Origin of the sequence: Sphingopyxis sp., assembly GCF_040216815.1 — a bacterium.
In the GTDB taxonomy this organism is placed as follows: Bacteria; Pseudomonadota; Alphaproteobacteria; order Sphingomonadales; family Sphingomonadaceae; genus Sphingopyxis.
Genome location: NZ_JAVJOJ010000012.1, coordinates 39780 through 53990 on the forward strand (window position 1 = coordinate 39780; position 14211 = coordinate 53990).

General features: G+C 66.2%; 9 protein-coding genes. 7 read left to right on the plus strand and 2 right to left on the minus strand.

Features of this window, described 5'->3' with window-relative positions; all coding sequences use genetic code 11:
* Nucleotides 1-8: 8 nt before the first annotated feature.
* Both RIA72_RS16935 and RIA72_RS16940 read left to right on the plus strand, forming a co-directional pair.
* The gene (locus RIA72_RS16935) at nucleotides 9-3290 is read left to right on the plus strand and encodes a TonB-dependent receptor (protein ID WP_350033242.1); all 3282 of its coding nucleotides are present in this window, start codon (nucleotides 9-11) and stop codon (nucleotides 3288-3290) included.
* Between the two features lie 29 nt (nucleotides 3291-3319).
* The gene (locus tag RIA72_RS16940; protein ID WP_350033243.1) at nucleotides 3320-4564 is read left to right on the plus strand and encodes a M14 family metallopeptidase; all 1245 of its coding nucleotides are present in this window, start codon (nucleotides 3320-3322) and stop codon (nucleotides 4562-4564) included.
* An 18-nt stretch (nucleotides 4565-4582) separates the two neighbouring features.
* On the opposite strand, the gene RIA72_RS16945 is transcribed toward RIA72_RS16940, so the two are convergent.
* Nucleotides 4583-5359, minus strand: a complete 777-nt coding sequence (locus tag RIA72_RS16945) for a transglutaminase-like domain-containing protein (protein ID WP_350033244.1) — start codon at nucleotides 5357-5359, stop codon at nucleotides 4583-4585.
* Between the two features lie 60 nt (nucleotides 5360-5419).
* Between RIA72_RS16945 and RIA72_RS16950 the strand changes: the two genes are divergently transcribed.
* Nucleotides 5420-6658 carry an MFS transporter gene (locus tag RIA72_RS16950; RefSeq protein WP_350033245.1) on the plus strand — a complete coding sequence of 413 codons (1239 nt, stop codon included), beginning with the start codon at nucleotides 5420-5422 and terminating at the stop codon, nucleotides 6656-6658.
* Here RIA72_RS16950 and RIA72_RS16955 read toward each other — a convergent pair.
* Nucleotides 6631-7392: a competence/damage-inducible protein A gene (locus RIA72_RS16955; RefSeq protein ID WP_350033246.1), complete on the minus strand. Its 762-nt coding sequence runs from the start codon at nucleotides 7390-7392 to the stop codon at nucleotides 6631-6633. The two genes, RIA72_RS16950 and RIA72_RS16955, sit on opposite strands and share 28 nt — an antisense overlap.
* 103 nt (nucleotides 7393-7495) lie before the next feature.
* Here RIA72_RS16955 and RIA72_RS16960 point away from each other — a divergent pair, with 103 nt between their 5' ends.
* The 4 genes from RIA72_RS16960 (at nucleotide 7496) to RIA72_RS16975 (ending at nucleotide 14206) form a co-directional block, all read left to right on the plus strand.
* On the plus strand, nucleotides 7496-8131 hold the full coding sequence (locus RIA72_RS16960; protein ID WP_350033247.1) for a glutathione S-transferase family protein: 636 nt from the start codon (nucleotides 7496-7498) through the stop codon (nucleotides 8129-8131).
* Nucleotides 8132-8291: 160 nt separating this feature from the next.
* Complete coding sequence (locus RIA72_RS16965) at nucleotides 8292-9470, plus strand: efflux RND transporter periplasmic adaptor subunit (protein WP_350033248.1); 1179 nt, start codon at nucleotides 8292-8294, stop codon at nucleotides 9468-9470.
* Between the two features lie 6 nt (nucleotides 9471-9476).
* Complete coding sequence (locus RIA72_RS16970) at nucleotides 9477-12674, plus strand: efflux RND transporter permease subunit (protein ID WP_350033249.1); 3198 nt, start codon at nucleotides 9477-9479, stop codon at nucleotides 12672-12674.
* On the plus strand, nucleotides 12671-14206 hold the full coding sequence (locus tag RIA72_RS16975) for an efflux transporter outer membrane subunit (protein ID WP_350033250.1): 1536 nt from the start codon (nucleotides 12671-12673) through the stop codon (nucleotides 14204-14206). The genes RIA72_RS16970 and RIA72_RS16975 overlap by 4 nt, the downstream gene beginning before the upstream one ends.
* Nucleotides 14207-14211: the final 5 nt, after the last annotated feature.

The window sequence follows — 14211 nt, forward strand, 5'->3', positions numbered from 1 at the left end:
GACATATTATGATATCGAAGGCTATGCTGGGGGCCTGCGCCGCCATTGTCGCAATTGCAGCAAACACCGCAGAGGCGCGCGACCAGGCGGAATACAGCTTTGACCTGCCATCGCAGCCGCTCGGCCGCTCGCTGCGCGAAGTGGCTTCGATCACCAACAGCAATGTCGTCTTTGCCGGATCGGTCGTCCAGGGAAAGACCGCGCCGGCGGTTCGCGGGCGCGTCACGGCGGGGGCCGCCTATCGGATGCTGCTTCAGGGTTCGGGTCTGATCCTGCGCGAAACGGCGGGGGGATCGTTCGTCGTGGCCCGGCCGGGCCATACGGTCTCCGCAGTCGCCCTGGGCGGCAGCGCAGCCAATTACGGCGCAACGGTTCAAGAGCCCGCACCGTCGGCCGAAACCGCCGATACGACCGAAATTGTCGTCACCGGCTCACAGATCAAGGGCGCCAAGATCGACGCCGTTCTGCCGGTCACCGTTCTGACCGAAGAGGATGTCGAAACGACCGGCGCCATCACCGGCGACGAATTATTCCGGTCGATCCCGCAAATCGGCGCGACCGCCTTCAACGACCAGAATACCGTCGGCAGCGCCAATGCGGCGCGCGGCGACGTCGCGTCGATCAATTTGCGCGACCTTGGCACCGGCAACACGCTGCTGCTGATCAATGGACGCCGCATGGTTTTGAACCCCGGTTTCCAGACCGAGTTGCTGGTCCCCGTCGTGTCGCCCAACACCAACACCATTCCGCCCGGTGCGGTGCGCCGCGTCGAGGTGCTGCGCGACGGCGCGTCGCCCATTTACGGCGCCGACGCGGTCGCCGGGGTGATCGACACCCAGCTCCGTGGAAATATGAAGGGCGGCTTCCTGCAGGGCCGTTATGATTTTTCCGACAGCACGTCGCAGTTCGAATATAATATATTCGGCGGATACGGCTTTGACTTCAACGGCGGGAAAACCAACCTGACCGTTTACGGCAGCTATTTCCATGGCAATGGCATCCTCGCCACCGAGCAGGATTTTTCGTCGACCGACAATTTCCAGCGCTTTTTCGAAGGCACCAGCTTCGAAGGCGACAGCCAGCTCGACAACCGCAGCACGGTGACGCCCTGGGGGCGTTTCAAGGCAAGCCGCCGCATCAATCTGGTCGGCGACGATGATTTCCATATCCAGCCCGCGACCAACAGCGGTTGCAACATCCAGATTGGCAACGGCCTTTGTATCGATAACGGCAGCACGACCAGCGCGATCACCAGCGATCTTCGCTATGATTCGGCGCCGGTATCCAATCTCTATTCGAACCGCGACCGGTACAACGCCTATGCCTTGCTCAACCATGAATTTGACAACGGCATGGAGCTTTATGCCGAGGGGTCCTATTATTATTCGAAACTGAACCGGACGATCGAACAATCGTCGCCGCTGGGCGCCGCGCCCGTGACCGTTTCGGCAACCGCCTATTACAACCCGTTCGGCGCCGCCGACCCCACCAACCCCAACCGCGTCACCGGCACCGATGTTCCACCCGAAGGTCTGACGGTGGCCATCGTGGGCTATCGCCCGATCGACGCGGGGCCGCGAGTCATCCAGGTAACGGGCGACAGCTGGCGGCTGCTCGCGGGGCTGCGCGGCGAAATCGGCGCATGGGATTTCGACAGCGCGATCCTTTATACGCAGGCCAATACCACCGACCGCGCGCGGCGTATTTCGCAAACGCTGTATCAAGCGGCGATCAACCGCACCGATCCGACGGCGTATAACCCGTTCAGCGGCGGCAGCCTGACCAACACGAATACCGAAGGCAGCGGGCGTAACAGCCAGGCGACGATCGACAGCTTCCTGGTCAATGTCTACCGCAAGGGCGAGACGACGCTGGCGCTGGCCGACTTCAAGATTTCGCGCAACGACCTGTTCCAGCTTCCGGCCGGCGATCTGGGCATCGCGCTGGGCGTCGAAGCCCGCCGCGAAACCTTTATCGACGACCGCGATCCGCGCGCCGACGGCACGATCACCTTCACCGACAGCGTCACCGGCCTGTTCGACCAAAGCGACATTCTGGGCACCAGCCCCAGCCCCGACACGTCGGGCAATCGCGAAGTCTATTCGGCCTTTGCCGAACTCTTTGTGCCGGTGGTCAGCGAAGACATGAACATCCCGCTGGTGCATAAGCTCGACGTGCAACTTGCCGGCCGGTTCGAAAGCTTCTCCGACGTCGGCAGCACCTTTGTCCCGCGTATTGCGGCGTCGTGGGGGCTGAACGATTCGGTCACGTTGCGCGGCGCCTGGTCGAAGGGGTTCCGTGCCCCGAACCTGGCACAGGTCAATGACGTCGGCACGACGCGCAGCAACACGACCGACGACTTCGTCCGCTGCTTGCCGCGCGTCGAACGCGGCGAGCCCGGGATCAACAACGTCGAAGATTGCGCCGGCACCAGCATCTCCAGCTTGCGGAACGGTACCGACGCGCTCAATCCCGAACACACGCAAAGCATCAATGCGGGTATCGTTATTGCTCCGCCCGAGCTGCGCGGTTTCGTCGTCACGGCCGACTATTGGCGGATCAAGCAAACCGGGCTTGTCGGAACCTTCGGTTTCCAGAACCAGGTCGCGCTCGATCTGTTGCTGCGCACGCAGGGCAGCTCCAATCCCAATGTGCTGCGCGGTCCGGTCGATGCCGACACGATCGCCCTGTTCGCCGGGACCAGCCTGGAGGCCAATCCGGCGGGGCCGATCACCTTCATCCTCGACCCGTATCTGAACCTCGACAGCCGGACGTCCTCGGGCATCGACTTCGGCCTCTATTACGATATTGGCACCACCCCGATCGGCGACTTCAAATTCCGTTTCAACGCGGCGCGCCTGCGGTCCTTCTTCCAGGTACCCAGCGTCGACGGCCAGGCTCTGCTCGACGCCAATTTCCCGGTCGAAGGGCTGGGCGAGCTGCTGTTGATCGATGGCCGCCCGAAATGGCGTTTCAGCACGTCGATCAACTGGGACATCGGCGATTTCGACATCGACCTGTTCGGCAAATATACGGGCAAGTTCCTGGATCCGAGCACGACCAACAACGACGGCGATTACCTGCCTGTTCGATCCTGGTTCGTCGTCAACCTGTCGGCTGGCTATACGTTCAAGGGCCGGGGGCCGCTCGGCGACACGCGCATCCGTATCGGCGCGAACAATCTGTTCGACCGCAACCCGCCGATCGCCGACGAAAGCTACGGCTATTATGGCGCCGAACATAGCGGCAAGGGGCGCATGCTCTTTGCTGAAATCCGCAAGAAGTTCTGAGGCGATGCGATGACAGGGGCGCGGCGCGCATGAAAGCCATGATCCGTCACGCCCTTATTGTGTCGGTCGCGGCCGCGGTTCTGGGGCCGCCCGCAGCCCTGGCGGCCGTGACCGGCGCGGCTGCGGCGCCGGTCGCCGCTGCACAAAAGGCGGGATGTGCCAACCGCCGGGTGCAACTCGACACCGATTTCCCGACCGGCGCCGCCGCGCGCTGCGATGCGGTGGGCAAGCGCGAGCTGGTGGTGACGCTGGCGCCCGAAGATGCGCCGCCGATCAATTGCAGCGCGTGGTATGCCTTCCGCCTGACGCCGCAAGGCGGCGCAAAACGCGGTCAGCGGGTGACGATCACGCTGAACTATACCGCATGCGGGCATCGCTATTGGCCCAAAGTCAGCGAAGACGGGGTGCGCTGGACCAGGCTTTCGGCAAAAGACGTGACCTTGTTCGAAAACCAGGGGATCAAGCAGGCGCGGTTGCGGATCCGGATCGGCGAAAGGCCGCTGTTCGTCGCGGGCCAGGAAATCATCGCGCCTTCGACCAACGATCAGTGGCTCGCCGAAAAATCGCGCCATCCCGATGTCAGCCGCACGGTGCTGGGACAGTCGGCCGAGGGCCGCACCATCGACCAGCTAACGATCACGTCGGCGCGGACCCCGCCGCGCGAACAGGTGGTGCTGCTCGGCCGCCAGCACCCGCCGGAAATCACCGGCGCGCAGGCGATGCTGGCTTTCGTCGACACGATCCTGTCGGACGACCCGATTGCCATCGCCTATCGCGCGCGCTTTTCCACGATTGTCGTGCCGATGCTGAACCCCGACGGCGTCGCGCGCGGGCATTGGCGCCACGCGACGGGCGGGCTCGACCTGAACCGCGACTGGGGGCCGTTTACCCAGCCCGAAACCAGGTTGATGCAAAGCCTGCTTCAGCGCATTGCCGACGACCCGGCGCGGACGCTGCGCCTCTTTCTCGATTTCCATTCGACGCACAAGGATGTCGTCTATACCCTGCCCGATACCAAGGTCAGCGATCCGCCCGGTTTCACGGCCAATTGGCTTGCACGCTACCAGGACCGTATGCCCGGCTATCGCGTCGAGCGCGATGCCAGCCACAATCCCGGCCTGCCGACCGCCAAGTCATGGGTTTACGAAGCCTATCGCGTCCCCACCGCGACGTTCGAAATCGGCGATGAAACCGACCGCGCGCGCATCGCAGAGATCGGCAGAGAGGCGGCGCTGGCGATGATGGAAACGATGCTCGCGACGCCCGCACCCTGACAGCGCCGCCCACCCACTTCAAGCGCGGTCGACCGTCACCGTCTGTTCGATCAACCGGACCTCGCGATAAGCGGTCAGGAAGGCGATGTCCGCGGCATCGCGGCCGACGCAGATGCGCGCGCATTCGCCGGGGCGCGACATGCCCGTCGCATCGACCATGTGCCAGTCGCCGTCCAGATAGACTTCGGCGAGCGCATGGAAATCCGGCGGATCGACGCCCAGCGCATAGACGCTTGCCATGCGCGCGGGAATATGCGCGGCGCGGGCGAGCGCGATCAGCACATGCGCATAGTCGCGGCACACGCCGCGGCGTTCGACAAAGCTGTCGAGTGCGCCGGTTTCGGCGTCGCTCGATCCCGCGGCATAGGTAAAGCGGCTTTCGATCCAGTCGCGCATCTGACGGATCTTCGCGCCGCCCTCGGCGTCGCCGAAGCGGCGCTCGACAAAGGCGTGAAACTTGTTCGACGGGCAATAGCGCGATTCGTTGAGATAGGGGATGGCTTCCGCGGGCAGGCGGTGGAGCGGTACCGCAGCGAGCGCCGCCAGATCGGCACCGTCGCGCTCGACGGAGACAATCGCGCGATAAGCGACATCGAGCGCCCGCTCGGCGCGCAGCCAGACCGGCGTGCACACCCCTGCCGCGGCCGGAACCCGCACCACCTCGGCCGGAGTTTTAAGGTCGAGCGCCGCGTCGATCACCCGCTGCCCGCCGCCGTCGGCTGCCTCGATCTGAAGCATCAGTTCGGCGGGTTCGACGATCCGGTAATTTAGGGAGGCGGAAATTTTCAGTTTCATCTATCGGCACCCTATGACGGAAAGAACGGCCGCGCCAATGACAATCGGGAAGCAGAACAAGTGAACGCGGGACGCACCATCCCTTTCATCGTCGCGACGATCTTTGTCGATGCCGTCGGGTTCGGCATCATCATGCCGGTCCTGCCGCAGCTGGTCATGGAGGTCGGACGAATCGACCTTGCCAAAGCGATCGAGGTCGGCGCGTGGATCGGGCTGGTGATGGCGGTCGCCACCTTTCTGGCGTCGCCGGTGCTCGGCAATCTGTCGGACCATTATGGGCGGCGGCGCATCCTGTTGCTCGCACTCGGCGGGCTGGCGGTCGATTATGCGCTGCTCACCGTCGTCGAGACTTTGCCGTGGCTGTTCGTTGCGCGCGCGCTGTCGGGGATTTTCGGCGGCAGCTATGCCGCGGCGCAGGCCGCCATCGCCGACATCACCGCGCCCGAGGAGCGCGCGCGCAACTTCGGCTTCGTCGGCGCGGCCTTCGGCGTCGGCTTCGTCGCCGGGCCCGCGATCGGCGGTTTCCTGGGCGAGATGAGCCCGCGCGCGCCCTTCGTCGCCGCCGCGATCCTGGCCGCCGCCAACATGCTCTACGGCTTTTTCATCTTTCCCGAAACGCTGCCACCCGAACGCCGCCGCGCGTTCGACTGGCGCCGCGCCAATCCGCTGGGCGCCTGGAAAACGATGCGCGCGCTGCCCGGAATGGACGGCGTCGCGGGCGTGCTCGTGCTGTGGCAGATCGCCAGCCTCGTCTATCCGATGACGTGGAGCTTCTATTGCATCGCGCAGCTCGGCTGGACCCCCGGCATGATCGGCGCGAGCCTTGCCGCGGTCGGGGTGATGATCGCACTCGGACAGACGTTCGTGGTCGGCCCCGCGGTCGCGCGCTTCGGCGAGCGCGACGCCGCGACGCTCGGCATCCTCGTCGCGGTCGCCGTCTACATCGCCTATGCCTTCACCACCTCGACGATCGGTGCGTTCCTGCTGCTGATTCCCGTCGCATTGCAGGCGCCCGTGCAGCCGTCGCTGATGGCGATGATGTCGCGCCGCGCGACCGCCGATACGCAGGGCGAGGTGCAGGGGATTTCGGCGATGGCGATGGGGCTGGGCCAGCTCGCCGCGCCGATGCTGCTCACCGGCACCATGGCCTATTTCACCGCCGATACGGCGCCCGTCCACTTCCCCGGCGCGGCGTTCATCGTCGCGGCGATCTTTGGCTTTTTGGCGATTGCGATGCTGCGCCGCCTGCCCCGCGCAACGCCGACGGGCGATCAGATCCCGCCGTCGGTCACGGCATAGCCCGTCGCCTCGAGCCCCGCCGTCAGCATCGCCGTGCAGGCCGCAACCGCCGCCCCGTCGACCGACCGGATCACGAAATTGGCGCCGACCTTGCCGTCGCGGAAAAAGGGATAGCTGCCGATCGCGACCCCCGGATGCTCCTTTTCGCCGAGGCGGAGCAGATCGGCGATCTCGCTCTCGGGCGCCCAGGCGCCGATCGTATGCGCGACAAGCGGTGCGCCGCCTTCGAGCTGACCGGTCAGCGCATCGAGCATCCCCGCGGTGATGTGCGGCACCCCCGCCATCACGAACAGATTGCCGATGCGGATACCCGGCGCGCCCGACATGCGGTTGGGAATAAGTTCGGCCCCGTCGGGGGTGCGCGCCATGCGCAGCCGCGCCTCGGTGAGTTCGCCGCCCCGCGCGCTGTAATAGCGGTCGAGAATCGCGCGGGCTTCAGGATGCACGATCACGCCGACGCCGAGCGCCTTCGCCACGGCATCGACCGTGATATCGTCGTGCGTCGGCCCGATGCCGCCCGTGGTGAAGACATAGTCGTAACGCGCGCGGATCGCATTCAGCGCCTCGACGATCTCCGCCTCGACGTCGGGAACGATGCGCACTTCGCGGAGGCGGATCCCCTGTACGTCGAGCCAGGTCGCGATCTGCGACACATTCTTGTCCTGCGTGCGGCCCGAAAGGATTTCGTCGCCGATCACCAGCACGGCGGCGGTCCAGATGCGTTCGTCGGTCATCGCCTTGCCTTACCGCGCCGCCATGACAAAACAAGAGCGGTGGAAGGGTCAATCTGTTCCTGATATGTTCCAAGTCGACTCGCAACCCGCAAGGAGAGGCACGATGGCCGACGAACTGATTTTCTACACCAACCCGGTGTCGCGCGGCCAGATCGTGCGCTGGATGCTCGAAGAGGTTGGCGTTCCCTATGAACCGCGCATCCTCGATTATGGGACGACGATGAAGGACGCCGCCTATCTGGCGGTGAACCCGATGGGCAAGGTTCCGGCGATCGTCCACAGCGGCAGGGTCGTGACCGAATGCGCCGCAATCTGCGCCTATCTTGCCGACGCCTTTCCCGAAAAGGGACTCGCGCCAGTGCCCACCGACCGCGCCGATTATTATCGCTGGCTCTTCTTTACCGCGGGCCCGGTCGAGCAGGCGATCACCGCCGGAATGTTCGGGCTGGAACCCGACGCCGATCAGCAGCGCATGGCAGGATTTGGCTCGCTGGCCGCGGCGCTCGACGCGCTCGAACGCGCGGTTGCGGGCAAGGCTTTCGTCGCGGGCGATCGGTTCAGCGCCGCCGACGTCTATGTCGGCAGCCAGATCGACTGCGGGCTGCAGTTCGGGACGATCGCGTCGCGCCCCGCCTTTGAATCCTATGTCGCGCCCCTGCGCGAACGCGCGGCGTACCGGCGGGCGAAGGACATCGACAATGCGCTGATCGCGGCGGGGCAGGCGAACGGTCCGGAATAATATCCCGCCGACCGCGCCAAGCCGCCTGCGAAGCGCCGACGAAATCAAGAAAATTGTCGCAATTTGTCGCAAGGCGGCCGCAGGACTTGCCAGCGGCGGAGCAATGGGCTGATAGGTCCGAATGCCCCCGCCCGCGGCGGCCTGTGACGAGACATGTGATATGCTGAACAAACGGCCGCTGCTCCGCCTGGGGGCCTGGGGCGCCATTGCCTTGACGATGAGCGCCTGCACCGCCGAACCCGGGAATGGCGGCCGCCGCGCGCCCGAGGTCGGCTATGTCACCGCCACCGTGCAGGCCGTGCCGCTGACGACGTCGCTCGGCGGCCGGACCGTCGCCTTTGAAACGAGCGAAGTGCGGCCGCAGGTGAACGGCATCATTCGGCGGCGATTGTTCACCGAGGGCGGTTTCGTGCGCGTCGGCCAGCCGCTCTATCAGATCGACGCCAGCCTTTATCGCGCCGCGGCCCAGCAGGCGGAGGCCAATCTGGCAAGCGCGCGGGCGAGCGCCGAGGCCGCCGAAGAGCGTGCGCGGCGGCTGGAACCGCTGGCGAAGATGCAGGCGGTCGCCGAACAGGACTATACCGATGCGCGGGCCCAGGCGCGGATGGCGCGCGCCGCGGTCGCGCAGAACCGCGCCGCGCTCGAAACCGCGCGGATAAACCTGCGCTATGCGACGATCGCCGCCCCGATCAGCGGGCGGATCGGACGCAGCCTGGCGACCCCCGGCGCGCTCGTCAGCGCCAGCCAGGCCGAACCGCTGGCAACGATCCAGCGCATCGACCCCATCTATGTCGACATGCAGCAGTCGAGCGCCGATCTCACCCGGCTGCGCCAGGCGCTGCAAAGCGGCGGGGTTGCGCCGGGAAGCACCGCGGTGCGGCTGCGGCTGGAGGACGGCAGCGAATATGGCCCCGCAGGCTCGGTCGAATTTTCGGAGGTCACGGTGAACGAGGCGACGGGCACGGTGACGCTCCGCGCGCGCTTTCCCAATCCGGACGGACTGCTGTTGCCGGGGATGTTCGTGACCGCGCTGTTCGACCAGGCGGTGAACCCCGCCGCGATCCTGTTGCCGCAACCCGCGGTGCAGCGCGATTTCGACGGGTCGGCCTTTGTTTATATCGTCGGCAAGGACAATAAGACCGCGCGGCGCCGCATCGTCGCCGAACGCACGCTCGGCGCGAACTGGGTCGTCACCGGCGGCCTCAAGCCCGGCGAGCGTGTCATCACCCAGGGGATCGGCAATCTGCGGCAGGGGGCGGCGGTTCGCCCGGTGCCCGCGGCCCGCGCACAGCGCCTGGGCCCGGCCAAGCGCGCCGATACCGGCGCGGCGGACAAGTAGCGCGCCATGTCGCGCCTTTTCATCGACCGGCCGATCTTTGCCTGGGTGCTGGCGATCATCGTCATGCTGGGCGGCATCGGCGCGATCTCCGCCCTCCCGATCGAGCAATATCCCGACATTGCACCGACGCAGGTGAATATCCGCGCTTCCTATCCGGGCGCGTCGGCCGAAACGATCGAGAACAGCGTCACCCAGGTGCTCGAACAGCAGCTTACCGGCATCGACGGCCTCCTTTATTTCAGCTCGCAGTCGAGTTCGCGCGGACAGGCGACGATCACCGCAATCTTCGAAAAGGGCACCGACCCCGACATCGCGCAGGTCCAGGTCCAGAACAAGATCCAGTCGGCGGTTTCGCGCCTGCCGCAGCAGGTGCAGGCGCAGGGTGTCCGCGTCACCAAGTCCAATGCCGATTCGCTGCTGCTCGTCGGCGTCTATGACACAACCGACACGCGCTCGAATCAGGACGTCTCCGATTATCTGTCGTCGAACATTCAGGATCCGCTGTCGCGCGTCGAGGGGGTGGGCGACGTCAATGTCTTCGGCTCGCCGCACGCGATGCGCATCTGGCTCAATCCCCAACGGCTGGCGGCGATGTCGTTGATGCCGGGCGACGTCGTCGCGGCGATCGGGGCCCAGAACAGCGAGGTCGCGGCCGGCGAGGTCGGCGGCCTTCCCGCGCCCGCGGGTCAGATGCTCAATGCGACCGTCACCGCCCAGTCGCGGATGCAGACCCCCGAAGAATTCGAGAATATCCTGCTCAAGACGCTGCCCGACGGCGCGACGGTGCGGCTCAAGGATGTTGCGCGGGTCGAGGTCGGCGCCGAAAATTACAGCACCATCGTCCGCATCAACGGGCATCCGGGATCGGGCATGTCGGTCTCGCTGTCGCCGGGCGCCGACGCGCTCGAAACCGCCGAGCGCGTGAAGGCGCGGTTGGAGGAGCTCGCTGATAATTTCCCGGACGGACTCACATACAGCTACGCCAACGACTCGACCGCCTTCATCAAGCTGTCGGTGAGCGAGGTGCAGAAATCCCTGTTCGAGGCGATCCTGCTGGTGATCCTTGTGATGTTCGTCTTCCTGCAAAGCTGGCGCGCGGTGCTGATCCCGGCGATCGCGGTGCCCGTCGTGTTGCTGGGCACTTTCGGCATCTTTTACCTCCTGGGATTCAGCATCAACACATTGACGCTGTTCGGGCTGACGCTCGCGATCGGTCTGCTGGTCGACGACGCGATCGTCGTCGTCGAGAATGTCGAGCGGCTGCTGGAAGAAAACCCCGGCATGACCGCGCGCGAAGCGACGATCCAGTCGATGAAGGAGCTGCAGGTGGCGCTGATCGCGATCGCGCTTGTGCTGTCGGCGGTGTTCCTGCCGATGGCCTTTTTCGGCGGTTCGACGGGCGTGATCTATCGCCAGTTTTCGGTCACGATCGTTTCGGCGATGGCGCTGTCGGTGCTCGTCGCCCTGATCTTGAGCCCCGCGCTGACCTCGACCCTTCTCAAGCCCAAAAATGGTGAGAGCGCCGCCAGCGGCCGCTTTCCGCGCGTCCGCGCGCTGCTCGAACGCGCACAAAATGGTTTCAACACCCGTTTCGATCGGTCGGTCGACCGCTATGTCGGGAGCGTCACCACGGTGGTCGACCGCAAGTGGATGTTCCTCGGCCTCTATCTGGTGCTGCTCGCGCTCCTCGCCTTTCTTTTTCTGCGCCTGCCCGGCGGTTTCCTGCCCAACGAGGATCAGGGCCGCGTCGCGGTGCAGTTCCGCCTGCCCGCGGGCGCGACGCAGGCGAGAACGCTCGAGGTGCGCGACAGGATCGAGGATTATCTGCTCGCCAAGGAAAGGGCCAATGTCGATACGCTGTTCCTCATCGCCGGTGGCGGCGGTGGCGGCGGCGCGACGGGGCAGAATACGGGCCAGGGCTTCGTCAACCTGACCCATTGGGACGACCGGCGGGGAGCGGAAAACAGCGCCGAAGCCATCGCCGCGCGTGCCCGCGAAGCGCTGGGCGGCCTTCGCGACGCGCAGGTTTTCGCGCTCGTCCCCGGCGCGGTGCGCGGGCTTGGCGACACATCGGGCTTCACGATGCAGTTCCAGAACCGCAGCGGGATGAGCCGCGCCGAATTTGCCGAAGCGCGCGACCGCCTGCTCGCGATGGCGAATGACAATCCCAAGCTGACGTCGGTACGCCTGTCCGACCTTCCCGACGTCGCGACGCTGAAGGTCGACGTCGATACGCAGCGCCTCACCGCCTATGGCATCGACAATGCCGATGTGAATGCGACGCTCGCGACCGCGTGGGGCGGGCGCTACGTCAATGATTTCATCGACAAGGGACGCATCAAGCGCGTCTATGTCCAGGGCGACGCCCCCTATCGCGCGCGCCCGGAAGACATCGGCCAATGGTATGTCCGCTCGTCCGGCGGCGAAATGTCTCCTTTTTCGGCTTTTGCCAGCCTCGGCTGGTCGACGACGCCCAGCAGCAGTTCGCGCTTCCAGGGCGTCCCCGCCTTTGAAATCTCCGGCCAACCGGCCGCGGGCACCAGTTCGGGCGAAGCGATGGACGAGATGGAGCGCATGGCGAACGCGATTCCCGGCACCAGCGTCGCCTGGTCGGGCGCTTCCTATCAGGAACGCCTCTCGTCGGGACAGGCGCCCTTGCTCTATGCGCTGTCGCTGCTCGTCGTTTTCCTCTGCCTTGCGGCGCTTTACGAAAGCTGGTCGATCCCCTTTGCCGTGCTGCTCGTCATCCCGCTGGGCCTGATCGGCGCGGTCGTGGCGGTGAACCTGCGCGGACTGGAAAATGACGTCTATCTGCAGATCGGGCTGCTCACGACGATGGGGCTCGCCGCGAAAAACGCGATCCTGATGATCGAATTTGCCGAACAGGCGGAAAAGCGCGGCAAGCGCGTGATCGACGCGGCGATCGAGGCGGCGCGCATCCGCCTGCGCCCGATTCTGATGACAAGCTTTGCTTTCATCTTCGGCGTGCTGCCGCTCGCCGTCGCGACCGGCGCGGGGGCCAACAGCCGCGTCGCGATCGGGACGTCGGTGATCGGCGGAATGCTCGCCGCGGCTTTCCTCGCCATCTTCTTCATCCCGCTCTTCTTCGTCCTCGTTCGCCGCGGCGTGCGCGACGGGCTGGCGGCGCTCCGCCGCCGTTTCGGCAGAGTGACGCGCGGCGACAGCGCCGAGGCGACGGCATGATCGCGCTTCGCGCCTGTCTCGGCGCCGGCCTGTTGCTGCTCGGCGGCTGCTCGCTGGCGCCGAAAACGACCCTCCCCGCATCGCCGGTGCCGCCAAGCTGGCCCATCGGCGACGCCTATCTGATCGCGAGCGAGGCGGCGCTGCCGCTTCTGTCGTATAAAGGCGTCTTCACCGACGCGCGGCTGCAACGGCTGGTCGAGGCCGCGCTCACCGGCAACCGCGACCTGCGCACCGCCTATGCCAATGTCGCCGCGGCGCGCGCGCAGGTGCGCGTCACCCGATCGGCGCAATTCCCCGAACTTGGCGTCAGCGCCGACGCGGGCTATTCGGACAGCGAGGGCAGCCGCGGCGTCGCCGATTTTTCGCTGCGCGGCGGCGTTACCGCGTTCGAGCTCGACCTGTTCGGCCGCCTCGCCAATGCGACCGAGGCCGAGCGTAACCGCGCGCTCGCGACCGAGGCGGCGGCGCGCACGGTGCGGCTCGCGCTGATCGCCGAGCTGGCGAATGCCTGGGCGGCCTATGGCGCCGACCGCGACCTGTTGAAGATCGCCGAGGATACAGCGGCCAATGCCCGCGACAGTGTCAGGTTGACGCAGGCGCGGCTCGCCGGCGGCGTCGCGCCGCGCACCGACCTGCGCCAGGCCGAACAGATACGCGCGGCCGCCGAGGATGCGATCGCACAGCAAAAGACCGCGCTCGCGCAGGGTGAAAATCGCATCCGCCTGCTCGTCGGCGGCGATTTCGACGCCGCGCTGCTGCCCGCGAGCCTGTCCGACGTGACGCCGTCGATCGTGGCGCTCCCCGCGGGCGTCAGCTCGAACATCCTGCTGCGCCGTCCCGATGTGATCGAGGCCGAATATGATCTGCGCGCCGCCAATGCCGACATCGGCGCGGCGCGCGCGCGGCTCTTCCCGTCGATCTCGCTCACCGGGCTGCTCGGTTTGGCGAGCGATGCGCTGTCCGGTCTGTTCGACGGCGGGTCGTTCGGCTGGTCGGCGGGGGGCGATGCCACCGCGACGATCTTCGATGCGGGCGGGCGCCGCGCGGGGGTCGCGGTCAGCGAGGCGCAGCGCGACGCCGCGCTCGCACGCTATGAAGGCGCGATCCAGACTGCGTTCCGCGAGGTCGCCGACGCGCTCGCGGTTCAGGGCACGATCGCCGAAAGGGTGCGCGCCGCGACAGCAACCAGCGACGCCGCCGCCGACACCGCGACGCTCACCGACGCGCGCTATCGGGGCGGCATCGACAGCTTCCTCGCCAGCCTCGACGCCCAGCGCAGCCTCTATGCCGCGCGGCGGAGCGAGATTGCGACGCAGCTGCTGCTCGTGCAGACCCGGATCGCGCTGTTCCGCGCGCTCGGCGGCGACAGCAGCGCAGGCCCCGCTGCACCCGGACCATCCTCTTCGTCCCCCCCCCCCCCCGACTTGATCCGGGGTCCATGCTTCGGTCGTAGAATGGATGCCGGATCAAGCTGTCCTGAGCTTGTCGAAGCGTCCGGCATGACGATCGGGGACGATACGGACTCGCCTTGACAAGC